The sequence below is a fragment of the Ensifer sp. Root1252 genome, assembly GCF_001425885.1.
In the GTDB taxonomy this organism is placed as follows: domain Bacteria; phylum Pseudomonadota; class Alphaproteobacteria; order Rhizobiales; family Rhizobiaceae; genus Ensifer; species Ensifer canadensis.
In genome coordinates, this window is the sequence record NZ_LMDT01000025.1 from 20,962 (window position 1) to 46,002 (window position 25,041).

Below are 25,041 nucleotides of genomic sequence, written 5' to 3' on the forward strand. Positions count from 1 at the left end.
CTTGTGCAGAAAGGAAATGGCCATGAGGAAGGGCTTATTGTCTATTCGCTATAACGGGCTTTCCAGAAGAGACCTCCTGGTGATGACAGGAATTGCCACGGTCGCAAGCAACATTCGTGTGGCCAGATCAGCGAACGGCGGAGGCCTCCTTGCGATCAAAGAGGTAAAGCAGGGCGAGGACGTCTTTGGATATCTCAACAGCGTTAAAGGCGGTTTTGATCAAGCAGCTTACCAGCAGGTGATAGGCGCGGCTAATGAGTTCAAGGAGGGAGATCAAGCAATTGGAGTGGGAGCCGCAGATGAGACAACACGTAGGAACGCCCGCGCCTTGTTGGCTAATACGACGATTAAGGACCTCTACGAGCGCCCATTGTTTGAGGACAATTTACAAAAATTGATCTGGGAGACCACGGACCAACCCCAATATGAAAAGGTGAAAGATTGGACAATGGGCCAACTGAAGGATTTCCTTCTGGCGGCACCAGAGAATGAAATAAAGGGCATCATGAATGGCCTAACCAGCGATACAATCGGCTTTGTACCGAAACTGATGAGCAATGAAGACCTCATCTCCCTCAGTCAGAAGATTTTCAATCCGATGCCGGGCACCAAAATGGGGGAAAAGGGATACATGGGCGCACGGATCCAGCCGAATTCTCCCACAGACCATCCCGATGATATCGTCTGGCAGGTCTTCGATGCCTTCTCCTATGCAACCGGCGACATTGTCATCGGCACCAATCCGGTGGACAGCACGGTAGGGAGCGTCGTCGCGGTTGAAAGCGCGCTTAAGGATATTGTCGACACTTTCAAGCTGGAGGAAGTGATCCCTTGGTGTGTGCTAGCGCACATTGATGTCCAGGCCGAAGTCAGCGAGCGTTTCCCAGGAACCGTTTCCACGATGTTCCAGAGCCTTGCTGGGACAGATGTCTGCAACAAGATCTTTGATATTACGAATGAGAAGATCCTGAATTATGCGCGTGCGAAGAAGGGGGAAAGATATGGCCTCTACTTCGAAACTGGGCAGGGCTCGGAGTTCACCAACGCGGCGGCAAACGGTGTCGACATGATGGTGCTCGAATCCCGAAAATACGGATTCAGCAGAGCGGTGGGGATGGAACTTGCGAAGGTGCAGCCCGAGGGCGCGTGGCTGCATGTCAACGATGTTGCCGGATTCATTGGGCCAGAGGTTTTCAAAAGCCGCGAACAATTGGTGAGATGTTGCCTCGAAGATTTGGTGATGGGCAAGCTCCATGGGCTATCGATCGGCTTGGATATCTGCACTACCCTGCATATGTCGGTCAGCCTTGACGATCTGGATTGGTGCCAGGATCAGATATTGCCGGCCAATCCCGCTTATCTGATTGCGCTGCCTACCAAAAACGACCCGATGTTGAGCTACCTCACCACGTCGTTCCAAGACCACGTGCGACTGAGGGAAAAGTTTGGCTTCAAGGTCAATGATGCAATATGGGATTTCTACAAGCGGTTAGGAATTGTTGGCGAGAACAACAGCTACACTGCGAACTATGGAGATCCTCTCTGGGTGTACTATCAGTACCGCCTCGCAAAGGGAGATGGTAGGTCCAAGGATGCGATCTACGCGGAAGGCCGACAGAAAATGCTGGAAGTTGAAGAGAGAGGTGTCGACCTCGCTTCGGGGCACGGTCCGAATATCTGGGATCTTAATCCAGAGCTCGCAGTCAAAGTGAAGGGGCTGTACGACGACGCCAAGCAGTCTCTCTGGGCCGAACTCACGTCGGAGTTTATCGCTGCCGTGCCTGATGTCGTACCCGTCCACACCTTATCGAAGGACCGAAATGACTTTATCGCCCACCCGAGCACGGGTGAATTGCTGAGCCCGGAAGCAATAGGAGATATCGCAAGAATAAAAGACTCTTGGGGAAACGATATGCCCAAAGGTCAGATCGTCATCTCTGACGGTCTCAATGCCAAGGCCATCATGGACGACGGACACCTTGTCCCTTATCTTGAGGAAGTACGTCGGCTGCTTGCCGGGGCCGATGTCACGATGAGCGACAAGAACATCGTGGTGACCAGTGGAAGAGTGCGAGCCGGCTACCGGATCGGCGAATTGCTTTTCGAAAATGCTGATCCCAACAGTTTCAGAGGAATCCTCCACATCATCGGTGAACGACCTGGAACCATGCATCACGCCTACTCGGTCTACATCACCGTCGCCAAAGGCAAGCAATGGTCCGAGAAGAAAATTGATCATGACATCACGAAACTCGTGAGCAACGTCTCAGATACATCCCTGCCGCCAAAAGAAGCTGCAAAGGAAACCCTGACCATTATAAGGGAGATCGTCGGGAAAAATGTGAATGGTAGCCGTCGCTTTGGATAGCAACAGTTACGTGGACGAATGAATCCGCGCCGACTGGTTACGCGAGACCAAGGATTTCAGGGTCCAAGAATCGGCCTGCATGGGCGGCCGCTCTACAAATTGAACAAACTCACTCAAAGCACGCGAACTTTTCTACTTTCGATTTCCCGGTCTTGCGATCCTGGTCTACGTCCTAGCTCACTTTTTGCCCTTCGCTTAGTGAACTGCCACCCTGCAAAGCGACACGTGTACGAACACGTCAGGGCCTGCATTTTCGGGTTTAATTAATGGTGCCAGTGGCCATAACAAATCCTCGACAGTTTCACGGCTGAGCGAGAGGACGTCGCCTGCAATCTGTTTACTTTTGGCTTCGGCAGCAGTGGCTGGCTGACGGTGTCGGCAACAGAGGGACGATCTTGCGGCGCTCCTTCATGTCGATCTGGGAGTACATGTATTTCACGCGCTGTTCCTTTCATGAGGTAAGCCGCTGTTATCTCCCGTAAAAGTTCCATGTCTGAGCGCCGCGACCTTCCACAGCCGACAATATTGCCGTTTCCGCGCCATCACCTCCGGCCACCACCACCACGGCCACCCCCACCACGGCCACCCCCACCGCCCCGGATGGCAGCCCCGCCACGGCCACCGCCACCGCTGAAGCTCCTACCTCCACCGCCGCCGCCACTGAAACTCGGATTACCGCCGCGGCCACTTCCTTCAAACCGGTCGAAGCTTCCCGAGTACGGCCGATTGTACATTTCGAACTGGTGAGACCGTTGATTTCCCATCTGACGTCCGGCGCGGTCAATGGCGAGATGGTCGGGCGCACGGTCTCGAGTCCGGCCCGCGCTTGGTCGCTTCGCCGGTGTGTTGGCGAGCCGAGAACCGGCGTTCGGCCGCTGCTGAATCTTGTTAAGAGCGTCGGGATGCTTCGCGGCGAAATTTTCGCCGGGCTTCTTCAGGTTTTCGCTGGAAGGCTTCTCCACCGGCGTCCATGCGCCGTCGGTGTGCTTCTGCCACTGCCCGTCCTGGCGGCGATAAACGCTGCCGTCGCGGCCGGCGTAGAGGTCGCCACCTTTTTCACCGGCGACGAAGCCACGGTTGCCCTCGGAGCTGCGCCAGCGCACCGCCCCGGAGTCCCCCGTGGAGCCACCGCTGACGCGGGCGTAGTTTGCGCCCTTCTTCACGCTCACCGATCCCCACGAGCCGTAGACATTCTCTCCGCCCCGGACGACCGCGGCGTTCCCGTTGCGCGGGTTGTAAGCCGCGACAAACCCGCGTTCGCCCGCTGGTCCGGCGACCGCGCCGCCGCGAACATAGGTTCCCGTTCGCGGATTGTAGGCCGCCCCGCCGACGATCCCGCGATAGGGACCATAGGCGTAGCCGTAGCGGCCGAATGCCCCGATAGCCGGATTGTAGAACACGTCGGCCCCGTAGGTTATCGGCGGGGGATAATAGGGCCAGTTGCCGTCCTCCCAGTCCGTATCCCAGTAGTCGTCATAATACCAGCCGGTGCCATAGACATAACTGTCCCAGGCCAAATAGCCCCCAAGATAGCCCATGGTATAACCGTACCAGACAGCCTCATTCTCGGTGTTGTAGATGTGCACATAGGTGGCGTTGTACACCGGTGAGGACGGCGGGATGGTGTAGACTTCGTCGGGAACCGCCTGCGCCACCACGAACGGGCCGGTCGCGGTATCGCCGACAAACCATATGCCGTCCTTGAGAACGAAATACTTGTCCTTGACCTTGATCACCAGTTCGTTGGTGTTGACCGCGTAGGACATCTCAGTGCCTTCAATCGGCACGAACTTTGGCTCGCCGCTGTAGGCGACATCGACCTTGACCGATCCGTCGAGCGCGACACGCGCCATCCTCGGAATGCTGGCCCTCAACCGGGCCTCGGCGTTCTCGGAGGTTCCCGGTACCGAGGAGCGAACCGTGTAATAGGGTACATCGTCCGGTATGTTCTGGAAGTCAGTCGGCAAGGTCGGCGTGGCGAAGGTCCAGGGGCCGTCAAGCGCGGAGGACGAGAACCAGCGGCCGGAGAGAAGCACATACCAGCGCGCATCGGCGTCGCGGTAGAAAACGTCATTCTCGCTGTTCGAGGCCCATTTCAGCCCCGTGCCCGGAACCGACACGAGTGCCGGCTCTCCTGAGAACTGGATGAGCTCGGCTGGCTTGTCGGAATAGACCACCTTCGGCGACTGTCCGCCTTCGAACGGTTGGGGCGGGATCCCCGCGTGTGCATCCTTCCAGTTCTCGTCGTCAGGCAACCTCGACAGAACCGGCGGCAGAGTGGTGGCGACCGTCCAGTTTTGGTCCAGATCCTTCGAGGTCAGCCAGGATTTTTCGTTGCGCAGATAGTATGTGTTGTCCGCGTCCGTCCTGAGAAGGTCCCAGTTGGTGTTGACCGCGAAACGCAGCCCTTCGACGCCCTTTATGGGCGAGAAAACGGGCTTGCCAATCGTCTGCACGAGGATTGCGGGCGTCTTGCTACTGAAAATCGGAGGCGGGTCGGCCTTCAGGCCTTGGACGTCATCGACGCGCTTGTAGTCGGCGAGGCTCGCCGCCAGCCGCTCCTCGCTGAGCGTCAGCGTGCCGGTGGGCATTAGTTTTCCCACCTCCAGCGATAGTTCGGCGAGGCGCGGGCGGTTGAGTGTCGAAAAATTGATCTCCGTGACGTTGACATCGCGGATGACAACGTCGTCGGTATCGTTATCGGAAACCGTCTGGCCGCTGACCCCGATGATGCCAAAAATCGGGGTGGTTTCCTTGGACGCACGGTATTCGGCGGCGATCAGCGCTGAAATCGTGGTAAAATTCTCCCAGTCGGTGATTTGTGGCTGATAGAGGGTCATCTCCCCGCCGGATTCCATGGTGTAGGTACGCGGCCAGCGCGGTTTGTCGGCCTCGACTTCGTCGAGGTATTTGCCGCTGACGAACCCCGTCTTGCTGTCATGGCGCACTGCGCACCAGGCACCGCTGGCGTCGCACTCGATTAGGTCTACCTGCGTGCCTTCCTTGATCGTTTCAAATGTTGCAAAGCCCGTCCCCGGGCCCTCTCGAAAATTGACATTCGCCGTTAAAACCGCGGGATCGGCCGCGACCGGTCCTGCAAAAAGCGCCACCGTCATCAACAGAAACACCGAACCGCGCATATCCGATTCCTCCTGTGGCTGCGCGTCAATGCGCCGGCCAACGATCCCGCACTATATACAGTAAATTCCCACACGAACGCCGCGACAAGTGCGTAACTGTTAACATCGGAACAGATCCTGCGGTACGTGCGTTTGGCCATAACATCCTTGAGGTGCGTGGATACCGCGACGGCTCCAAGGAGGGGAATTGTCCTCCGCCTAAGCTTAAGCCCACCGCGGGGATTGCCACGGCATCGGCCTCATGGTCCTCTCGGTCGTCTTCGGCGATGTTGCGGATCTCGAAATCGATTTCTCAAAGGTTTGGGACGATATCAAGCGCGGTGCGTAATCTGCCCGCCGCTAACCGAAAGGCTGCCTTGCGGGTCCGGAGGGCGGCGATGAAGACCGCTCCCAGATGCAGTGCATTCAACGCGTTGGGCGCAAGCGCCGAATGTTCCTCCTGCCGATGGCAGGCCTTGAGCGCAATGTTCGGTTTGCGCGAGCCGCGTGACATATGCGTCCGTCTCCTTGCGCCACTCGGACGGCGGCGCATTCCTCCGGTGCATGATCCGCGATTCAACCCATGGCGAAGTTCGAGCGGCAGACGGATTACAATTCTCGGTGTGATCAGGCCCCCGCAACCAAAATTTACAAGAAATATCAGTTGGCTCAGAGGTAACTCGGAGCCCTTTTGCGTTCAAAATGACCTAGCACACAGGTAGCACAAAACTGGCCCCTCATTTGTAAGCGCTAATTTGTCCGCACGTTGATGTGCCCTTTCGACGATTGATCGCCTTCGGCTGGTCATAGGGGCACATTACCTCGCTCACTTACTAATTGGGAGATCATGTCCGGGGATTTATGAGGCCATTACACCGTCGGGCTAATCGCGATCGTAAGGGAAGACAGCGGCGGAGCCGCCGCTCTACCTCGGAAACGAGGCTCTAGAGCCTCGTCGAGACACCCGAAGGGGTTGTCCGACGAACCGCTTGCCGGTTCGCAGCGCCCGCTTGGCTCGCCAGCGGCGAAAAAGCCGGGCCCGTTATGGCTTGGAATTATATCAGCGGTATACGCCAGTTCATTGCGGAACTGGCAACGTTCCCCAAGCGGGGAACCGTGAGGACTGGCCTTGTTCCTGGTCTTCGGATTATCGGTTACCGCCGGAGCGTGAGCATCGCCTTTGTAGTCGAAGAGGTGCACGTTTTGGTTTTTGGGTGTTTTCTATCGCGGGCAGGACATTACGGTTGAGGTCCTTGAGCGGCGACTGTGAGCGATATGGGAGACCAGCAGGGCCGGAGTAACGTGAGGCCCAGAACGCACAGGCCACTGGGTTGAAAGCCGAAGCATCAGAGCATGGCTTGCTGCTGGAAACAGGACGACGCGTAATGCGCCCCGTTTGCAACACTGTCCTCTATGGCGACTGCATCTCCTTGATTCAGCGCCTTCCGGGCGGGGCGGTGGATTTCATCCTGACCGATCCTCCGTATCTTGTCCGCTACCGTGACCGTCGGGGCCGGACGATTGCCAACGTCGGGAACTTCCGGGCAGAAGTCCGCCTTGCCGTGCCAGGAAATTAACGACGGACATAATCCTTGAGGAAACGCAGCCAGGCCCGGATTTTCTGCGGCACCATCTGCATGGGCAGGTGCATCGCGTAAATCTGGTGATCGGGGAAGCGATAGGACGGCAGGGCGTCGGCCAACGTGCCCTTGGCGAGTTCTGGTGCGACGAACCAGTCAGGCAGAAGTGCAACGCCTGTGCCGGCAACTGCCAGCGCCTTGACAACCGATGCGTTGTTGGCACGTAGCCGGGACTGAGGAGGCACCTCGAACGCGCATTCGCACCCGTCTTCGTCGAACATTCTCCAGCTCTTCACATGGTCGACGGTGGCATTGATGATGTGCGGCAGCGCGCTCAGCATCTCGGGCGTACCAACGACAGTTCCATCAACGCGGGCGAGGATATCCGGCGACGCGACTGGCCTGAGCTGATACGTTCCCAGGTGCACACCAGCATATGGCGACGTCTGGAATTGCTCGTTGCGCCCCAGCCGGATGGCGACGTCAAAGCGGTCGCGCAGGAGGTCGACATTCGTCGGATAGGCTTCGAACTGAACGTCGAGGTCTGGATGCAGCGTGGTGAATTTCTGAAGTGCTGGAGCGATCACCGCAACGCCATATTCAACAGTCGATGTCAGGCGCAAGCTGCCGGTCAGCACCGTTTGCTCCGTGCGCGCTTCGGCAATCGCCTCATCGGCTTCCGTGAGAATGCGCAGGCAGCGCGCATAGAACCGTTCGCCGGCATCGGTAAGAGCAAGACTGCGCGTGGTGCGATAAAGGAGCGTGACGCCCAATTCGCTTTCGAGCTGCTTGACGTTGAAACTGACTGCGGCTCTGGCCTGATTGAGTTGCTTGGCAGCCGCTGTGAACGATCCTGTTTGCACGACGGCTCGGAAAACAGTCAGGCGATCAAGACTCACCGCCATCAGGCACTCCAATTGGTAAATCAAATCGACAAGTGTTGTCGAATTGTATCGTCTTATTCGATGATATGAAAGGGAATACCCTGCGGGCGTCATTCCTATCGAGGGTTTTACCGTTGTCCGCCCGCTCCCGAATTGCCACCCTCTATCTTCTCGGTTTCGCCGTCGATCTCGCAAGTATGTTCATCTTCAATACCGCCCTGCCGGCGTTGCAACGGGAGCTGAGCGCATCGGTGGTGCAACTCGCCTGGGTCGGCACGATCTACATGCTCGGCCTGACTGTCGCCATTCCGCTGGGGAGCTGGCTTGCGCGCCGGATCGGCGAACGCCGCGTGTTCATTGCCTCCCTGCTCATTTTGGCCGTCGGAAGCTTCGGCGGGGGTACGGCCACTGGGATTGCGACGCTTCTCGCCTGTCGGCTCGTTCAGGGTCTCGGCGGCGGACTGCTCGTGCCGGTCGGCCAGGGCATGGCCTATCGCGCCTATCCGCCGGAAGACCGCGCCCATCTGACGGCCGTGGTCATGACGGTTGCGCTGCTGGTGCCGGCGCTTTCACCCGCTGTCGGCGGGATCGCGGCCGATCATGTGTCCTGGCGCTGGGTGTTTATCGGCGTTGCGCCACTGGCAGCGGCGATAGCAGCATTGGCCCTTGCCTGGGCGCCGGTCGATCGGTTGGCGGAAACGAAGCCGGCGCTCGACATTCGAGGTTTCCTGCTAAGCGCCATCACCCTGTGTTGCCTTGCGCTTGGCCTGACGCTCATTAGCCAGACGGGAAGCGGCGTTCATGCCGCGATTGTCCTTGCCTTGGCGATTGTCGCGGGCGCTGCCTATGTCCGCCATGCGCTGCGTTCGCGCGAACCGCTGATTGATCTGCGTCTGCTCTCCGATCCGATGCTCAGGACTGGCAGCATCATCTACCTGTGTGTGCCTGGCGTTTTCACGGGCGTAAACCTGATCGCCTCCCTGTACTTGCAGGACCGCCTTGGTCTGACGGCCACGCAGACGGGAATGCTTATGCTCCCATGGGCAGCCGCATCCTTCGTTGCCATCATGTCCACGCGGCGGCTGTTTGCGTCCCGAGGCCCGCGTTCGCTCTTTCTCGTCGGCATGACTGTCACCTGCGCTGGCGTGCTGCTGTTGGCCACACCATTCGCCACAATGTTCACCGTCAGGATCGCGTCATTTGTTGCAATGGGCTTCGGAGCGAGCCTTTGCACGAGCACGGCCCAGACGGCAGCCTTTACGGCGGTTCGAACGGAACGGATGGCAGAGGCAAGTGCGCTGTGGAACATCAACCGTCAGCTCAGTTTCTCGCTCGGTGCGAGTGTGCTGGGAGGCTTGCTGGGGCTTTTCCTCGCGACGAGCGGCGGCGCGGACGACGCTCTGCCTTACCGCTACTGTTTTGTGATCGCTGCCGTTCTGATCATGTTTCCGCTGCCCTTCGTTCTGCGCCTGCGGCGAGCCGATTAGCGCGCGGAGCCCATTCTTTCACAATGTCCGACAAGGAGCCGAACATGACCGATACTGAAAGATTCTTCCGTGAGATTGTCGATGTGCACGTCACGATCGAACGCTGGTTCATCGGGGCGGCTCGGCCTGCCGATCTGGTGCAACTGCTCGAACGCTTCTCGCCTGAGTTTCGCATGATTTCCATGCAAGGGACCGCTCTCGGCAATGAGGGATTGGGTGAATTGTTCGGACGCCTGCACGGGAAACGCCCGGGCCTGCGGATCACGGTCGACGAGATGCAGATCAGTCATGAATGGTCGGGCGGAGCCTGCATCACCTATCGCGAGACGCACGCGGATGCCGGTGGGGTTCAAACCGCAAGACGCTCGACCGTCGTTTTGGAAACTTCAGCGGATGGCTCGCTTCGATGGCGGCATCTGCATGAAACGCCGATTGCGGCTTAGGCACTTCTACGATGCCCTTAGCGCACTATCCTCTCCGAAGGGTCGCCCTCTAGCCGCTTCCGGTGCAGTTTTCCGGTGCTTCTTAACGCCCTCCGAAGGTCGCCCCTCTAGCCGACCGCCGACAATAATCTTGTGAAAAATCCGATACTAGGGCACAATTTGTGAACGCATCTGAAGTGCGGCGCTACTCCAATCCGGCCGTCTCGCCGAGTGACAGTTCGCGCCCGAGGGGCGGCGTCGATGGATCAGGGGTTCTTTCTTCTGTTCGCTACGGTGGCCGTGGTCGCGGCCCTGATGGTCGTCGTGGCGCGGAATCCGGTTCACAGCGCATTGGCGTTGATGGCTTGTTTTCTGCAGATCTCCGCAATCTTCATCATGCTCGAGGCGCCGTTGCTCGCCGTCATCCAGATCTTCGTCTATGTCGGCGCGATCATGGTGCTGTTCCTGTTCGTGATCATGATGATCGACGTGCGCGAAGCCGTCTTGCAGCGGTTCTTGCCCGGCGGTAGCCTTCCAACTCTCGTGCTGCTCGTCCTGCTCGGCATCGAGATGCTCGTGCTGGTGCTCCGGAGCGACCGCTTTTCCGTCGTCGAACCGGTCGCGACGCGCGATGGCGACGCGATCAGACAGCTCAGCACGACGCTTTTCTCCGACTATCTCCTGCCGTTTGAAGCCGCCTCCGTGATCCTGCTGGCGGCCCTGGTGGGCGCCATCGTGCTGGCGCGGAAGGAGTCGGGGTGATGGTTCCGCTCTGGTGGTATATTTTGCTCGGAGTGGCCCTGTTCGTGATTGGAGCGGCGGGCGTCTTGCTCAGACGCAATATTCTGGTTGTGCTGATGTCGCTGGAGCTGCTGCTCAACTCGGTCAACATCAACTTCATCGCTTTCGGCCGTCAGTACGGCGATTTCCGCGGGCAGATCTTCGCGATCTTCGTCATCGCAATCACTGCGGCGGAGGTTGCCGTCGCCCTCGGCATCTTGGTCGCCCTTGTGAGGAACAAATCCACCCTCAAGGTCGACGATGTGACCATGATGAAAGGATAGCGGCTTGGACCCGGAGACAACGATCCGGCCGCTGCTTGCCGTCGCCGTCCCGGCTCTGGCGGCCCTGGCCGTTGTCCTTCTCAACAACCGCGAGAAACTCCGCGACATCGTCTCGCCGTTGGCCGCGATCGCCCTGTTCGCGATTGTCGCATCGATGGCGCCCACAGTACTGGCGGGCGGGACCGTCGATTTGCGCCTTTTCGAGATACTACCGGGGATCGACTTCGCTTTCCGCGTCGATGCGCTCGGCATGGTCTTTGCCACAGTATCGTCACTTCTATGGATCGTGGCGGCGATCTATTCCATCGGCTACATGCGGCACCTGAAAGAGCATGCGCAGACCCGGTTCTTCGCCTGTTTCGCCACCAGCCTGGCAGCGGCCGTCGGGGGCGCCTTCGCCGCCAATCTGTTTACGCTGGTGATCTTCTACGAGGTACTCAGCCTCGTTACCTATCCGCTCGTCTACCACCACGAGGACGAAGAGGGATGGAAGGGCAGCCGTAAGTATCTCGTCTATCTGATGGGCGCGTCGAAAAGCGTGCTGCTTGCCGCGCTGGCGCTGACCTATCACATTGCGGGGTCGCTGGACTTTGTGGCGGGGGGACTGCTGGCAGGGGCCGATGCATCGGCGGCGCTGCTGACGGTCGTCTATTTCTGCTATCTTTTCGGCTTTGCCAAGGCCGCCGTGATGCCGGTGCACGCATGGCTACCTGCCGCGATGGTGGCGCCGACACCAGTCAGCGCACTCTTGCATGCGGTGGCCGTGGTCAAGATGGGCGTATTCTGCGTGCTGCGCGTGGTGTTCCACGTCTTTGGCGTCGGGCTGGTCGGCGAGCTGGGCCTCGGCACAGCCACGGCCTATCTGGTCTCGTTCACCATCCTGATGGCGTCGGTCTACGCCCTGACCCGGGACGATCTGAAGGCCAGGCTCGCCTATTCGACGGTGAGCCAACTGTCCTATATCGTGCTGGGCGTGGTTCTGTTGTCGCCGGTCGCAATGGTCGGCGGGATCATCCACATTGCCGCGCATGCCTTCTCGAAAATCACACTCTTTTTCTGCGCCGGGTCGATCTATTGCGCGTCTGGCAAACGGAACATCAGCGACATGGCCGGTATCGGCCGTAGGCTGCCCTGGACGATGGGGGCATTCTTTGTCGGCTCGCTCAGCATGATCGGGGTGCCGCCGACCGCGGGCTTCGTCAGCAAGTGGTATCTGGCGCTGGGCTCTGTGGAGGCGGGGGAGATTGCATTCCTGATCGTGCTGTTGGTGAGTTCGGTCCTGAACGCCGCCTACTTCCTGCCCGTCAGTTATGTCGCCTTTTTCGGGACGGAGGTGCAGGAGAGCCCGGCGACGGTCCGTGAAATTCCGATGATGACGATCCCGCTGGTCGCAACCGCCATCCTTTCGGTGCTGATGGGCATCTTTCCCGGCTATTTTCTCGCCCTGGCGGACGGAGTGGTCAAATGATCAAACGCGTCGTCAACTTCTTTGGTGACGAAGAATATGCCAGGCAGCGCCGCCGATTGTTCTATCTGGTGCTCGTCCTGATCGTCGTCGCCGACTTTCTGGTTTCTCGCGAACACGCCGAATACCTGTGGGACCGCCTGCCTGGTTGGTCTGCCGTTTACGGCTTCGGCTCCTGCATGGTTTTGATTTTCGTTTCCAAGTTCCTCGGCCACCAGTGTGGGCTCATGCGGCGCGAGGATTACTATGATTGATTTTATCCATCCGAGCCTGATCTTCATTCTCGGCGCGCTGCCGATCCCGTTGCTCAACGGGTCGATCCGCAAGGCCTATCTGCTGCTGGTTCCGGCGCTGGCGATCCTTGCCGTGCTTGCAATGCAGCCGGGCAGCTATGGCGAGATGCAATTCATCGGCCAGGAAGTCCTGATCGCGAAGGTCGACAAGCTGAGCATCGTCTTTGGCACCGTTTTCACCATTATGGCGCTGATCGGAACCGTCTACGCGCTGCACCTGTCTCACGCCGGCCAGCATGTCGCCGCGTTCGTCTACGTCGGCAGCGCGCTCGGAGTGGTGTTCGCCGGCGACTACCTGACCCTGTACCTGTTCTGGGAGGCCATGGCATTTGCCTCTGCCTATCTGGTCTTCGCCCAGGGCAGCCGGCAGGCGATCGCCGCCGGTTTTCGCTATCTGATGGTCCACATCACCGGCGGGGTTGCCCTGCTCGGCGGCATCATTCTCCACGGGCTCGCCACCGGCTCGCTGCTTTTCGGTCCGATCGAGGGTGGGATGGGCGTCGGCGCCTACCTGATACTTGCCGGGTTCCTGCTCAACGCGGCGGTGCCGCCGCTCAACGCCTGGCTGACCGACGCCTATCCGGAGGCGACCGTCACCGGGGCGGTGTTCATGAGCGCTTTTACCACCAAGACCGCCGTCTACGTGCTCGCGCGGGCGTTTCCGGGCACCGAGCTTCTGGTCTGGCTCGGCACCGCGATGGCGCTCTACGGCGTCATCTACGCGGTGCTGGAGAATGACTGCCGGCGACTGTTGGCCTATCACATCGTCAGCCAGGTGGGCTACATGGTGGCGGGCATCGGCATCGGGACCGAGATGGCCGTGAACGGGGCAACGGGCCATGCCTTCGCGCATATCCTCTACAAGGCGCTTTTGTTCATGGGGGCGGGGGCGGTCATCTACGTCACCGGCCGTCGCAAGCTCACCGAGCTTGGTGGGCTCTACAAAACCATGCCGATGACCGTGGCGCTCTATATGGTCGGTGCCTTGGCGATTTCGGCATTTCCATTCTTCTCCGGCTTCGTCACCAAGTCGATGGTGGTGGCCGCCGCCGGGCAGGACCATCGGGCGCTGGTGGTGCTGGCGCTGACGATGGCGTCGTCGGGGACATTCCTGCACACCGGACTAAAACTCCCGTACTATATGTTCTTCGGCACGGATCAGAAGCTGGAGGCGCGCGAACCGCCCGGCAACATGCTGGTCGCGATGGGCATGGCGGCGGTGCTGTGCATCGCGATCGGGGTGTTCCCCCAGGCGCTGTATGCGCTGTTGCCCTATCCGGTCGACTTCGAACCCTACACCGGCGTCCATGTCACCGAGAGCCTCGGCGTGCTGATGTTTACAGCGTTGGGGTTCGTGTTGTTCCTCAAGGCGCTCGATCCCGAGAATACGATCAGCCTCGACACTGACTGGTTCTACCGCAAGGGCGCACGGGTCTTCATGTGGATCGCCGAGAAACCGCTGGCGCGCTACGAGAAGGCGGTGAGCGACGTGTCTGAGACTGCGGCGCTGCCCTTCCTGCATGGGGCAGCACGGGCGGGACTGCGGATCGATCTCACCGGCGTGGACGCCATCGTGAACGGCGTTGCCCGCTCGATCCTGCGCGGCGGCGCGGCGCTGCGTCGGCTCCAGACCGGCGTCGTGACCCACTACGTGCTGGCGATGATTGTCGGTGTGATCGCAGCCGTTGCCGTCTTCGCCGTGGCGTGGCGGTAGGAGGCGCGATGGGATTCCCGCTACTCAGTCTCATCGTATTCACGCCCGTCGCCGGGGCAGCGGTTCTGATGTTTTTGCGCCGTGACGATGCGGTGCGGTGGACAGCACTCGGTGTCACCATCCTCGACCTCGCTCTCTGCTTGGCCATGCTGGCCAGTTTTGACACTACTACCCATGAGATGCAGTTCATCGAGAGGCACCCGTGGGTGCCCGCGCTTGGGATCACATATGCGCTCGGCATCGACGGAATAAGCGCGCTCTTCGTGTTCCTGACTGCGCTGTTGGGCTGGATCTGCGTGCTTGCCTCCTGGGCCGCGATCGACCGCAAGGTGAAGGAGTTCATGGTCAGCCTGCTGGTCATGCAGGCGTTGATGCTGGGCGTGTTCTGCGCGCTCGACCTGTTCTTGTTCTACGTCTTCTGGGAGGCGATGCTGATCCCGATGTACCTGATCATCGGCGTCTGGGGCGGCGAAGGCCGGGTCTATGCAGCGTTCAAGTTCTTCCTCTACACGCTGGCGGGAAGCCTCCTATTCCTGATCGGTGTCATCGTGCTCTATTTCCACGGCGGCAAGACCTTCGACATCCTCGCCCTGACAGCGCAGGATTTGCCGTTCCAGGTCCAGTCCTGGCTGTTTTTCGCCTTCCTGATCGCCTTCGCGGTCAAGGTCCCCATGGTTCCGGTCCATACCTGGCTGCCGGATGCCCATGTGCAGGCGCCGACGGCGGGCAGTATCATCCTGGCGGGCGTACTCCTGAAAATGGGTGCGTACGGATTCCTGCGGTTCTCGCTGCCGATGCTGCCTGAAGCGTCAGTGCACTATTCGACGCTGATGATGGCACTTTCGGCGCTTGCGATCGTCTATGGCGGGTTGCTTGCGTTGGCGCAGGACGACCTGAAGAAGCTGGTGGCCTATTCGAGCATCAGCCACATGGGCTTCGTGACGTTAGGGATTTTTGCGCTGAACCTGCGCGGACTTGAGGGCGGCATCCTGCAAATGTTCAATCATGGCGTAACGACGGGAGCGTTGTTCCTGCTCGTCGGTCTGATCTACGAGCGGACACACACGCGCAGCATGGCGGAGTATGGCGGGTTGATGAAGGCGGCGCCGGTCTACACCGCGTTTCTTGCGTTGTTCGTCCTGTCGGCGATGGCGCTGCCGGGAACGAATTCGTTCGTGGGGGAGTTGCTCGTGCTGTCGGGCGGGTTTGCGGCCGACTTGGCCGTCGGCGCGACCGCTGTTTTGGGCGCATTGCTGGGCGCGGCCTATCTGCTTGGCATGTACAGGAAAGTCGCGCTTGGCCCGGCCAGCGTCGGCGCCCGGTTCAGCATACGCGATGTGAATGCCCGCGAGATGGTCGCAATCCTGCCCCTGGCCGCCTTCGTGCTTTGGGTCGGGCTCTATCCGAAACCCTTTCTCAACATTATCGATGCCTCCGCGAAGCATCTGCTGATGCAGGTGCACAGTAAGGGGAGCGGCCAATGACCGCCGCCGCGCTCTTCCAGTCGGTGCTGGCGAGCCTGCCCGAGATCGTGGTGATCACGGGGGCCTGCATCCTGCTGATCCTGGGACAGTTTCTGCGGAAGGGAAGGGAACCTTTCCTCATCTGGGCTTCCGTGGCGGTCGTGCTGATTGCCGCCTCTGTGACACTCATGCTCGCCGGCGCGGCGCAGCCGGCCTATGCCGGCATGTTCATCGCTGACCGCTTCGCGGTCTTCTTCAAATTCGTGTTCTACCTCGCCACCGTTCTGACATTCCTGCTTTCGCGGCGATATGCCGAGACCGAAGGGATCGGCAGCAGCGAATACTATGTCCTGCTGCTTCTTGCGCTTTCAGGAATGATGATCATGGCCTCGGCGACCGACCTCCTGTCGGTCTATGTCGGCGTCGAACTGATGGCGATCTGCACCTATGTGCTGACCGGCTTCCTGCGGCGAGAGCAGCGGTCGAACGAAGCGGCGCTGAAATACGTGATCCTTGGCTCGGTCTCGACCGGGATTTTCCTGTACGGCGTTTCACTGGTCTATGGGCTCACCGGCACCACACAATTGGACGCGATGGCTGCGGCGGTGACCGGCGATCCGCTCGACCCCGGCTTGCTGCTGGCTGTGGTCTTCATCGTCTCGGGGCTGGTCTTCAAGGTCGGCGCGGTGCCTTTTCACATGTGGATCCCGGACGTCTATGAAGGCGCACCGACGACGATCACGGCCTTCATGTCGGTAGGCCCCAAGGCGGCGGGGTTCGCGGTGATCCTGCGGGTGTTCCTCAATCCGCTGGTCGCGACCTCGGACGTTTGGATTATCCTCGCGGTCCTTGCTGTGGTGACGATGGCGCTCGGCAGTTTCGTGGCGCTGGTGCAGGATAATTTCAAGCGACTGCTGGCCTATTCGAGCATCGCCCATGCCGGGTTCGCCATTTTCGGCGTGGTGGCTGGCGGCGCCGACGGGATCGCCAGCGTGATGCTCTACCTGTTGATCTACTCTTTCATGAATCTCGGCATTTTCGCCACCGTCATCATGATGCGGAACGGCGATTTCTCGGGCGAGATCATCGAAGACTACGCGGGTTTCGCCAAGTCACGCCCCGGATTGGCGCTTCTGATGCTGCTCTATCTGTTCTCGCTGGCCGGTATTCCGCCGACGGCTGGGTTCTTCGCCAAGTTCTACGTCCTGGTCGCGCTCGTTGAGCGCGGTTTCGTCATGCTGGCGGTGATCGCAGTGCTGCTGAGCGCCGTCGCCGCCTACTTTTACATCCGCATCGTCATGGTGATCTACATGCGGGAGCCGGAACGGGCGTTCGAGCCGGCACTGACGCCCTTGGTCCGCGTCACGCTCGCCTTCACCGCCGTCGGCACCATCGGCATCGGCCTATTCCCGGCGTGGTTTCTGAGGCTTGCCCAGCATTCGGTTTTGGGGGGCTAATTGATTGGATTTGCAATGATCCGCCCGGGGGAATAAACTGGAAGTTCAAGAAAGGATAGCCCAAGTCCCTTCCCTGGGCGACGCATTACCGGTCCCGAATTGGGTCGGTCGCGGCCTGAGGAAAGCCCTCGGCGGGTGAACGGGGCAACGCGATATGACTGCGATGGAGTTCCTCCCGGTTCTTGTCATGGTCGCCGGAGTTGTTCTGGTGGCGGGGGCGACGCTGTTTGTCTCTTCGCTGCTGCGTCCGTCCAATCCTTATCCCGCGAAGAACATGCCCTACGAATGCGGCATGGACCCGGCAGGCGAGGCTGCCGGAGGCCGCTTCCGGGTGCAGTTCTTTGTTCTCGCAATCCTGTTGGTCGTCTTCGATGTCGAAACGATGTTCCTCTTTCCCTGGGCCGTCGTGCTGAAAGACATCGGACTGGTCGGCTATGTCGAGATGTTCGTCTTCATAGTGCTGCTTCTTGTGGGCTTCGCCTACGCCTGGCTGAAGGGAGCGCTGGAATGGGAGGCGTAAACAATGCGATCCGCGACAGCGTGCTGTTCACCACCGCCGAGAGCGTTATCAACTGGAGCCGAAAATCGGCGCTGTGGCCCGAGACCTTCGGTATTGCCTGCTGCGCCATCGAGATGATTTCGGCGGGTTGCGCCCGCTATGATCTCGACCGGTTCGGCGTGGTGTTCCGGCCATCACCGCGCCAGTCCGACGTGATGATTATCGCCGGTACCATAACCCGGAAATTCGCGCCCGTCGTACGCCGGCTCTATGATCAGATGCCGGAACCACGCTGGGTTATCGCAATGGGCACCTGCGCAATCTCGGGCGGGGTCTACAACACCTACGCCGTGGTGCAGGGAGCGGAGACCTTCGTGCCAGTGGACGTGCATGTTCCCGGCTGCCCGCCACGGCCCGAGGCGCTGATGCATGGCATCCTCCTGCTTCAGGAGAAGATCAAGAAATCCCGAGCGCTGGCCGGGACGCCTCTGGACCGGATCGCGGTGCCATGAGCGTGGAGACACCCCTCGATCTCATCCTGATCAAGGAGCGCTTCGGCAACGCGATCGACGATCTTGGCTTCGCGCATGGCGTTCACGCCTTGGCCGCTCCGCCCGACATGATCGTCGAGCTTTGCCGGTTTCTGAAGGAACACCCGGCGCTGCGGTTCAATTTCCTGTCGGACATTTGCGGCGTCGATCATTACCCCGAGTTGCCGCGCTACGAGGCCGTGTACCACCTCTATTCGCTGCCGAACAAATGGCGCGTACGCATCAAATGCCGCCTCGACGATCCGCCGCGGGTCCCGTCGGTGACGGGCGTCTGGCGGACCGCCAATTGGCATGAGCGCGAAGCCTGGGACATGTACGGGATAAGGTTCGAGGGCCACCCCGACTTGCGGCGGATCTACATGTGGGAAGGGTTCGAGGGCTTCCCTCAGCGCAAAGACTTTCCGCTCCGGGGCTACAAGGACGAGCTGAACCCGTTTGGCGCCGAAGGCCCGCCGCCGACACAGCCCGACCTCGCGACCAAGGACATTCCATAAGGGGGGCCGCTCCACGTCGGGAATTTGAGATGACCGAAGTCACGGAACTGAGCAGGCCGGAAGGCGAGGCGCTCGACACCAAGGAGGTGCTCCTCAATCTCGGCCCACAACATCCCAGCACGCATGGGGTGCTGCGGCTCGTCCTTGAGCTGGACGGCGAATATGTCGCTCGCGTGGACCCGCATATCGGCTACCTCCATCGCGGCACGGAAAAACTGGCCGAGAGCTTCACCTACACCCAGATTTTTCCGCTGACCGATCGGCTCGACTACGTCTGCCCACCGTCAAACAACCTGGCATTCGCGCTCGCGGTGGAGAAGCTCCTGGGCATCAAAGCGCCGATCCGCGCGCAGTATATCCGCGTGCTGATGGCCGAACTGGCGCGGATCTCCGGTCATCTCCTGATCACCGGCGCGCTGCCGCTGGATCTGGGGGCAATGACCGCGTTGCTCTACGCCATGCGCGAGCGCGAAATGATCATGGACTTGCTGGAGATGATCAGCGGCGCGCGGATGCACACCTCCTTCTGCCGGGTCGGCGGTGTGCGCGAGGACCTGCCCGACGGTTTTTTCCCCAAGATCAGGGAGTTCTGCGACATCTTCCCGAACCGGATCCGCGACTATGAACGGCTGATCGAGAACAACCGGGTGTTCCTGAAGCGAACGCAGGGAATCGGCGTGATCACCGCCGAAGACGGCATCGATTTGGGCCTGAGCGGCCCCAACCTGCGCGCCTCCGGCGTCGACTGGGACATCCGCCGCGACGAGCCTTACGAGATCTACGATCGTCTCGACTTCAACGTCATCACCCGCGAAGAGGGCGATTGTTACGCGCGCTGGCAATGTCGGGTAGAGGAGATGCGCGAGAGTATGCGCATCATCGAACAATGCCTCGAGCAGATGCCCGAGGGGCCGTTCCAGATCGACATGCCGACGATCGCTTTCCCGGTGGACAAGGACAAGGTGCATTGCTCGATGGAGGCCCTGATCCAGCACTTCGACCTGTCGGCGTATGGCTTCAAGGTGCCGAAGGGCGAGGTCTATTCGGCGATCGAGGCGCCAAAGGGCGAACTCGGGTTTTACATCATCAGCGACGGCTCGGAAAAACCGTTCCGCATGAAGGTGCGGGCACCGTCGTTCGTCAACCTCCAGGGCCTGTTCGGGACGAGCAATGCGCATTACCTGGCCGACATGATCGCCGTTCTGGGCAGCCTCGACCCGGTGATGGCCGAGGTGGACAAGTAACGGGAGATTTGGACGCGATGAACATGCGCGAAAAGATCGAAGTGGCGGCGGCGCGCTATCCGAACCAGCGCTCGGCGATCATGCCCGCGCTTCTGATCGCGCAAAAGGAGCATGGCCATCTGCCGGGCCCCGTGTTGGAAGAGGTCGCCGACATCCTCGGCGTCGAGCGGATCTGGGTTTACGAGCTGGCGACGTTCTACACGCTCTTCCGCACCGAGCCGGTGGGGATGTTCCACTTGCAACTCTGCGACAATGTCTCCTGCATGCTGCGTGGATCCGAGGAATTGCTGAGGCACCTGGAAGCGGTGCTGGGGATCAAAAAGGACGGCACGACCCTGGATGGGCTATTCACGCTCTCGACCGTCGAATGCCTCGGTGCTTGCGAGATGGCCCCGGTGATGCAGGTCGGCGACGACTATTGCGGCGGCCTCGACATTGCGCGGATCGACGCGCTGTTGGAACGGCTGCGGGCGATGGCGGGGCAGGCGATCGGCGCCGATCCCGCCGCCACAGCACCGCCGGGAGAGTAGTGTCATGATGGAACCCGTCCTTCTCAGGAATGTGGGCGTGCCGGACGGCCATCAGCTCGCGACCTACGAGGCCGGCGGTGGCTACCAAGCGCTGTCGAAGGCGCTTCGCGAACACACGCCCGACGAGATCATCGATCTTGTCAAAGAATCCAACCTGCGTGGTCGCGGCGGGGCCGGATTCCCAACCGGAATGAAATGGAGCTTCGTTCCGAAGCGCGTCGGCAAGCCGAAATACCTGTGCTGCAACGCTGATGAGGGCGAGCCGGGCACCTTCAAGGACCGGATCATCATGGAGCGCGATCCGCACCAGTTGATCGAGGGGATGGCCATCGGCGCCTACGCGATCGGAGCTGAAACCGCCTATGTCTACATCCGCGGGGAATACGCGCTGGCGATCCGGCGGCTCGAGGAGGCGCTCGCCGAGGCGCATGCGAAGGGATATCTGGGAAAACGCATTCTCGGCTCGGATTTCAATTTCGCCGTGCATATCCATTGCGGTGCCGGTGCCTATATCTGCGGCGAGGAGACAGCGATGCTCGACTCGCTTGAAGGCAAGCGGGCGCAGCCGCGCTTGAAACCGCCGTTTCCGGCGGTCGAAGGCCTCTACGCCAGCCCGACCGTCATCAACAACGTCGAAACATTGGCCTGCGTTCCGCATATCGTGGCGCGAGGGCCGAACTGGTTCCGCAGCATCGGTCCGGACAAAAGTCCCGGTCCGAAGCTCTACTGCCTCAGTGGCCAGGTGCGGAAACCGGGCCTTTACGAGCTGCCGATGGGCATACCACTGCGCGAACTGGTCGAGGACCGCGCCGGCGGGCCGCTGCCTGGACGCAAGATCAAGGCGGTGATCCCAGGCGGCGTCTCGGCGCCAGTGATCCCGGAGCATGGGCTCGACGTTGGGATGGATTTCGACTCGCTGGCGGCTGCCGGCTCAATGCTCGGTTCGGCCGGGGTCATCGTAATCGACGACTCGACCTGCATGGTCAAGGTCGCCACCCGCATCATCGAATTCTTCCACCATGAGTCCTGTGGCAAGTGCACCCCGTGCCGCGAAGGGCTCAACTGGGTTGTAAAAGTGCTACGCCGGGTCGAGGCGGGGCAGGGGGCGCCGGGCGACCTCGAACAACTGCAGGCACTCTGCAAGGGCATTTTCGGCAACACGTTCTGTGCTCTGGGCGATGGTGCGGCCATGGGGCTGCGGGCGGCGCTGACGCATTTCGAGCATGAATTCGTCGCCCATATCGAAGCGGGCAGGTGCCCGTTTCACTGAGGAGCGCAAATAGAAGGCCGCAGGAAGGCAATGGTTAGCATCACGATAGACGAACAAACACTGGAAGTGGAGGCAGGCTCGACCGTGCTGCAGGCCGCCGAGCGTTTGGGCATCGACATCCCGACCTTCTGCTACCTGAAGCGGCTGCCGGCGCTGGCCTCCTGCCGCATGTGCCTGGTGGAGATCGAAGGGCAGCGGCGGCTGCAACCCGCATGCGCGACCGCGGTCACAGACGGCATGGTGGTGCGGGCAAACACGCCGCTGATCGAGGAAACACGCTCTTCCATGCTCGACATGCTGCTCGCCAACCATCCCCTCGATTGCCCGATCTGCGACAAGGGCGGCGAATGCGAGCTTCAGGACCTGGTGATGGCGTACGGCCCCCGCGAAAGCCAGTTCCGTGATGCCAAACGTGTGTTTCACTCCAAGGACATCCGCCTCAGCCCGGTCATCATCATGAACGTCAACCGCTGTATCCAGTGCCAGCGTTGTGTCCGGATGTGCGAGGAAGTGGTCGGCGCCGTCGCCTTGGGCACGGTTGAAAAAGGCATGGATACCGCCGTGACCGGCTTCGAGGGCAGCCTCGCGAGTTGCGACCAATGCGGCAATTGCGTCGAGGTCTGTCCGGTCGGTGCGCTGATGAGCTTTCCCTATCGCTACAAGGCGCGGCCCTGGGATCTGGCCGAGACCGACACGATCTGCCCGCATTGCGGCACTGGCTGCCAGCTGACCGTCGGCACGCGCAAGGGCGAGTTCATGCGGGTCCGCTCGAAGCAGGAGCATGGGGTCAACCGCGAAACCCTTTGCGTGCGGGGGCGCTTCGGCCTCGATTTCGTCGGGAGCCGGGACCGGATCAAACGGCCGATGGTCCGTCGTGATGGCGCCCTCGTCCCGGTTTCCTGGGAAGAAGCGGGGAACTATCTGCAGCGGCGGTTCTCGGCCGTCGAGGGAAAGGTCGCGGGCGGGCTGGCCTCGCCGCGCCTTCCCAACGAGGTTCTTTACCAGTTCCAGAAAGTGATGCGCACGGTGTTCCGCACCAACAACATAGACTGCGGGTCGCGTTGGGCCACACCTTCCGATGCGCTTGGCCCATTGCTGGCGAGTTTCTACACACGGGCGCCATTGCAGGACGTGATCGGCAACGACTCCGTGCTTGTTGTCGGTGGCAACGTGACCGAGGAAAACCCGGTCACCGAATATCTGTTGCGCGACTGCGCGCGGCGACGGCAGACCGACTTGCTTATGCTCTCGGCGCGGCCATCCCGTCTGGACGCCGATGCCCGGGCGGTCATTCGCGTTCCTCCCGGCGGTGAGGCGGCCGGCCTTGCCGCGGTCGTGGACGGTCTCGTTGCGGCGGCCGGTCAGGCCGTGCCGGGCGAAGTTCCCGCGGATATCGGCACACCAACCGGCAGGCTGGGCGCAACCGATGGTGACGGGGCGGACCGCCTCGCTGCTGCGCTGCTGGACAGTGGCAGCGTCACCGTTCTGGTCAGCGTCGACCTCCTGAGATCAACGCTTGCGCGCGCAGCATTACAACAGATCAACAAGCTGCTGCGGCTCCTCCGTGCCCTTGGCAAGGACCTGGCGATGCAATTCCTGTTCGACCGTGCCAACCAGCTGGGCGCCTGGGACATGGGGGTTCTGCCGGCAGCGCTACCAGGACTGCGTGCCGTCACCGATGCTGCTGCGCGCGCAACTCTCGAACGGGCCTGGGGCGCCGCGATCCCGCCTGAGCCAGGCGCAGATTTCGGGGCCATGCTTGAGATCTGCGATGGCGGGCGGATGGGCGCGCTCTATATCGTTGGAAGCGACCCAGTGATGAGCTACCCCGACCGGAAACGCGTGACGCGGGCGCTTGGCGCCGCTGACCTGCTGATCGTACAGGACGCATTCCTCACAGATACGGTGGGGCTTGCCGATGTGGTGCTGCCCGCAGCGAGTTACGGCGAAGAATCCGGTACCTTCACCAGCAATGAGGGCCGGACCCAGAAAGTCTGCAAGTTCCGCGAAGCCGCCTTCGAGACGCGGGGCAATCTGGCGATCCTCGACTTCGTCGCGGCGCTTCGAAATCAGCAGTTGCGGTCGTCAACGCAAGCCGAAATCTTCGACGAGATGACCCAACTGGTACCGGCCTATCAGGGGCTGACGCTGAACGGGCTTGGCATTGACGGAGCATTTACCCGATCGGTGCCGACACCGCCGGCTGATGAGTTCCTCGCGCCGCCGCCTGCCATTCCGAATGCCGGCGACCGGCTCATGCTGATTACCGGCAACTGCCTGTTCCACAACGGATATCTTTCTGAACGCTCCGCGATCCTGAATACGGTTGCTGCCGAGCCATATGTCGAGATGAGCGAGCGCGATGCGGCGCAACTTGGTGTTGCGGATGGCGATCACGTGGTCGTGCGATCCACCCAGGGCGAACTGACAGCGCAGCTCAAGATCAACAGGCACTTTCCCAGCGGGCTCGTGTTCGTGCCGGAAAATTACCGAGACCTGCGTCTCAACAGCCTGATGCGGCAGGGCGAATACCCTTGTCCGGTGGAGGTTGAAAAGGTGCGCGCCGCCTTCGATTCGGCGGCGGGAGCCGGGGCAGCAACTGAAAATCCCGGCCGAGGCATTGCCGAGCTTCCGGGCAGTCCACCCTAATTCCCGCTCCCCGGTTTGCGCCCTCAGTGATAGGCGGTGCCGGCAATGTAGTCGTGCAATGCCTGTTCATTGCGCAGCGCTTCTTCGAGCCGGTGCTTGACTACGTCGCCGATGCTCACCACGCCGGCAGGCGCGCCTCCGTCCATGACCAACACATGGCGCGTGCGCCAATTGGTCATGATGGCCATCACATAGGGCAGCAAATCCTCTGTTGAGCACGTCGCCACATTGCGGTTCATGATGTCGGCGACCCGCATAGTGGGCGCCCCGGTTCCGTATTCAGCCACTGCATAGCAGCAGTCCCGCTCTGACACTGTGCCCAGGCATTCCCCGGGAGAACGGCTGACGACTACGAAGCCGATATTGTTCGCCCGAAACAGCCGCAGGACTTCTTCCATCGTCTGATCCGGCGTAACCGAGATGAGGTTGGGAGACTTGGTTTTCAAAATTTGGCAGATATGCATCTGAGCCTCCTGTCTACGCGTTCC

The 25,041-nt window shown here is 60.6% G+C and carries 20 protein-coding genes; 17 read left to right on the forward strand and 3 right to left on the reverse strand.

Annotated elements, in window-relative coordinates; all coding sequences use genetic code 11:
- Positions 1–22 precede the first annotated feature (22 nt).
- Positions 23–2,368, forward strand: a complete 2,346-nt coding sequence (locus ASD02_RS24910) for an ethanolamine ammonia-lyase (protein ID WP_057221345.1) — start codon at positions 23–25, stop codon at positions 2,366–2,368.
- Between the two features lie 542 nt (positions 2,369–2,910).
- Here the strand turns inward: ASD02_RS24910 and ASD02_RS24915 are convergent.
- Both ASD02_RS24915 and ASD02_RS24925 read right to left on the reverse strand, forming a co-directional pair.
- Positions 2,911–5,508, reverse strand: coding sequence for an SH3 domain-containing protein (locus tag ASD02_RS24915; RefSeq protein ID WP_082555628.1), 2,598 nt, complete (start codon positions 5,506–5,508; stop codon positions 2,911–2,913).
- A gap of 1,552 nt (positions 5,509–7,060) precedes the next feature.
- Positions 7,061–8,065 (reverse strand): LysR family transcriptional regulator, encoded by a 1,005-nt coding sequence (locus ASD02_RS24925; RefSeq protein WP_200954067.1) that lies wholly within the window; start codon positions 8,063–8,065, stop codon positions 7,061–7,063.
- Between the two features lie 20 nt (positions 8,066–8,085).
- Between ASD02_RS24925 and ASD02_RS24930 the strand changes: the two genes are divergently transcribed.
- From ASD02_RS24930 to nuoG, 16 genes are all read left to right on the forward strand, one after another.
- Complete coding sequence (locus ASD02_RS24930; RefSeq protein ID WP_057221308.1) at positions 8,086–9,438, forward strand: MFS transporter; 1,353 nt, start codon at positions 8,086–8,088, stop codon at positions 9,436–9,438.
- Between the two features lie 23 nt (positions 9,439–9,461).
- Positions 9,462–9,881: a hypothetical protein gene (locus tag ASD02_RS24935; protein ID WP_200951712.1), complete on the forward strand. Its 420-nt coding sequence runs from the start codon at positions 9,462–9,464 to the stop codon at positions 9,879–9,881.
- Positions 9,882–10,121: 240 nt separating this feature from the next.
- A complete protein-coding gene (locus ASD02_RS24940) occupies positions 10,122–10,622 on the forward strand; it encodes an NADH-quinone oxidoreductase subunit J (protein WP_025431456.1) in 501 nt (166 codons plus the stop codon).
- On the forward strand, positions 10,622–10,924 hold the full coding sequence (nuoK, locus tag ASD02_RS24945; RefSeq protein ID WP_025431455.1) for an NADH-quinone oxidoreductase subunit NuoK: 303 nt from the start codon (positions 10,622–10,624) through the stop codon (positions 10,922–10,924). Before ASD02_RS24940 ends, nuoK begins: the two co-directional genes overlap by 1 nt.
- Before the next feature lie 4 nt (positions 10,925–10,928).
- Entirely contained in the window at positions 10,929–12,392 is a 1,464-nt protein-coding gene (locus ASD02_RS24950) for a monovalent cation/H+ antiporter subunit D family protein (RefSeq protein ID WP_025431454.1), read from the forward strand.
- A complete protein-coding gene (locus ASD02_RS24955; RefSeq protein WP_025431453.1) occupies positions 12,389–12,643 on the forward strand; it encodes a hypothetical protein in 255 nt (84 codons plus the stop codon). The genes ASD02_RS24950 and ASD02_RS24955 overlap by 4 nt, the downstream gene beginning before the upstream one ends.
- The gene (locus tag ASD02_RS24960) at positions 12,636–14,396 is read left to right on the forward strand and encodes a Na(+)/H(+) antiporter subunit D (RefSeq protein WP_057221309.1); all 1,761 of its coding nucleotides are present in this window, start codon (positions 12,636–12,638) and stop codon (positions 14,394–14,396) included. Before ASD02_RS24955 ends, ASD02_RS24960 begins: the two co-directional genes overlap by 8 nt.
- Before the next feature lie 8 nt (positions 14,397–14,404).
- Positions 14,405–15,880, forward strand: a complete 1,476-nt coding sequence (locus ASD02_RS24965) for an NADH-quinone oxidoreductase subunit M (protein ID WP_057221310.1) — start codon at positions 14,405–14,407, stop codon at positions 15,878–15,880.
- The gene (locus ASD02_RS24970; protein ID WP_057221311.1) at positions 15,877–17,316 is read left to right on the forward strand and encodes an NADH-quinone oxidoreductase subunit N; all 1,440 of its coding nucleotides are present in this window, start codon (positions 15,877–15,879) and stop codon (positions 17,314–17,316) included. The genes ASD02_RS24965 and ASD02_RS24970 overlap by 4 nt, the downstream gene beginning before the upstream one ends.
- 154 nt (positions 17,317–17,470) lie before the next feature.
- Positions 17,471–17,836 (forward strand): NADH-quinone oxidoreductase subunit A, encoded by a 366-nt coding sequence (locus ASD02_RS24975; RefSeq protein ID WP_025431449.1) that lies wholly within the window; start codon positions 17,471–17,473, stop codon positions 17,834–17,836.
- A complete protein-coding gene (locus ASD02_RS24980; protein ID WP_025431448.1) occupies positions 17,824–18,327 on the forward strand; it encodes an NADH-quinone oxidoreductase subunit B in 504 nt (167 codons plus the stop codon). Before ASD02_RS24975 ends, ASD02_RS24980 begins: the two co-directional genes overlap by 13 nt.
- The gene (locus ASD02_RS24985) at positions 18,324–18,860 is read left to right on the forward strand and encodes an NADH-quinone oxidoreductase subunit C (protein WP_057221312.1); all 537 of its coding nucleotides are present in this window, start codon (positions 18,324–18,326) and stop codon (positions 18,858–18,860) included. Before ASD02_RS24980 ends, ASD02_RS24985 begins: the two co-directional genes overlap by 4 nt.
- 29 nt (positions 18,861–18,889) lie before the next feature.
- A complete protein-coding gene (gene nuoD, locus ASD02_RS24990) occupies positions 18,890–20,104 on the forward strand; it encodes an NADH dehydrogenase (quinone) subunit D (protein ID WP_057217308.1) in 1,215 nt (404 codons plus the stop codon).
- A 17-nt stretch (positions 20,105–20,121) separates the two neighbouring features.
- Positions 20,122–20,634 (forward strand): NADH-quinone oxidoreductase subunit NuoE, encoded by a 513-nt coding sequence (gene nuoE / locus ASD02_RS24995; RefSeq protein WP_057217306.1) that lies wholly within the window; start codon positions 20,122–20,124, stop codon positions 20,632–20,634.
- Between the two features lie 4 nt (positions 20,635–20,638).
- Positions 20,639–21,904, forward strand: coding sequence for an NADH-quinone oxidoreductase subunit NuoF (nuoF, locus tag ASD02_RS25000; RefSeq protein WP_057221313.1), 1,266 nt, complete (start codon positions 20,639–20,641; stop codon positions 21,902–21,904).
- 30 nt (positions 21,905–21,934) lie between these two features.
- Positions 21,935–24,553, forward strand: coding sequence for an NADH-quinone oxidoreductase subunit NuoG (nuoG, locus tag ASD02_RS25005; protein ID WP_057221314.1), 2,619 nt, complete (start codon positions 21,935–21,937; stop codon positions 24,551–24,553).
- Between the two features lie 23 nt (positions 24,554–24,576).
- On the opposite strand, the gene ASD02_RS25010 is transcribed toward nuoG, so the two are convergent.
- Positions 24,577–25,017, reverse strand: coding sequence for a CBS domain-containing protein (locus tag ASD02_RS25010; RefSeq protein WP_057221315.1), 441 nt, complete (start codon positions 25,015–25,017; stop codon positions 24,577–24,579).
- Between the last annotated feature and the right edge of the window lie 24 nt (positions 25,018–25,041).

Excerpts from the sequence above, each read along its gene's own strand:
- nuoF (WP_057221313.1), top strand. The coding sequence starts at position 20,639 with ATGATGGAACCCGTCCTTCTCAGGAATGTGGGCGTGCCGGACGGCCAT.
- nuoD (WP_057217308.1), top strand. The coding sequence starts at position 18,890 with ATGACCGAAGTCACGGAACTGAGCAGGCCGGAAGGCGAGGCGCTCGAC.
- ASD02_RS24965 (WP_057221310.1), top strand. The coding sequence starts at position 14,405 with ATGGGATTCCCGCTACTCAGTCTCATCGTATTCACGCCCGTCGCCGGG.
- nuoE (WP_057217306.1), top strand. The coding sequence starts at position 20,122 with ATGAACATGCGCGAAAAGATCGAAGTGGCGGCGGCGCGCTATCCGAAC.
- nuoK (WP_025431455.1), top strand. The coding sequence starts at position 10,622 with ATGGTTCCGCTCTGGTGGTATATTTTGCTCGGAGTGGCCCTGTTCGTG.
- ASD02_RS24975 (WP_025431449.1), top strand. The coding sequence starts at position 17,471 with ATGACTGCGATGGAGTTCCTCCCGGTTCTTGTCATGGTCGCCGGAGTT.
- ASD02_RS24980 (WP_025431448.1), top strand. The coding sequence starts at position 17,824 with ATGGGAGGCGTAAACAATGCGATCCGCGACAGCGTGCTGTTCACCACC.
- ASD02_RS25010 (WP_057221315.1), bottom strand. The coding sequence starts at position 25,017 with ATGCATATCTGCCAAATTTTGAAAACCAAGTCTCCCAACCTCATCTCG.
- ASD02_RS24915 (WP_082555628.1), bottom strand. The coding sequence starts at position 5,508 with ATGCGCGGTTCGGTGTTTCTGTTGATGACGGTGGCGCTTTTTGCAGGA.
- ASD02_RS24970 (WP_057221311.1), top strand. The coding sequence starts at position 15,877 with ATGACCGCCGCCGCGCTCTTCCAGTCGGTGCTGGCGAGCCTGCCCGAG.
- ASD02_RS24960 (WP_057221309.1), top strand. The coding sequence starts at position 12,636 with ATGATTGATTTTATCCATCCGAGCCTGATCTTCATTCTCGGCGCGCTG.
- ASD02_RS24985 (WP_057221312.1), top strand. The coding sequence starts at position 18,324 with ATGAGCGTGGAGACACCCCTCGATCTCATCCTGATCAAGGAGCGCTTC.
- ASD02_RS24955 (WP_025431453.1), top strand. The coding sequence starts at position 12,389 with ATGATCAAACGCGTCGTCAACTTCTTTGGTGACGAAGAATATGCCAGG.
- ASD02_RS24925 (WP_200954067.1), bottom strand. The coding sequence starts at position 8,065 with ATGACGCCCGCAGGGTATTCCCTTTCATATCATCGAATAAGACGATAC.
- ASD02_RS24935 (WP_200951712.1), top strand. The coding sequence starts at position 9,462 with ATGTCCGACAAGGAGCCGAACATGACCGATACTGAAAGATTCTTCCGT.
- nuoG (WP_057221314.1), top strand. The coding sequence starts at position 21,935 with ATGGTTAGCATCACGATAGACGAACAAACACTGGAAGTGGAGGCAGGC.
- ASD02_RS24910 (WP_057221345.1), top strand. The coding sequence starts at position 23 with ATGAGGAAGGGCTTATTGTCTATTCGCTATAACGGGCTTTCCAGAAGA.
- ASD02_RS24940 (WP_025431456.1), top strand. The coding sequence starts at position 10,122 with ATGGATCAGGGGTTCTTTCTTCTGTTCGCTACGGTGGCCGTGGTCGCG.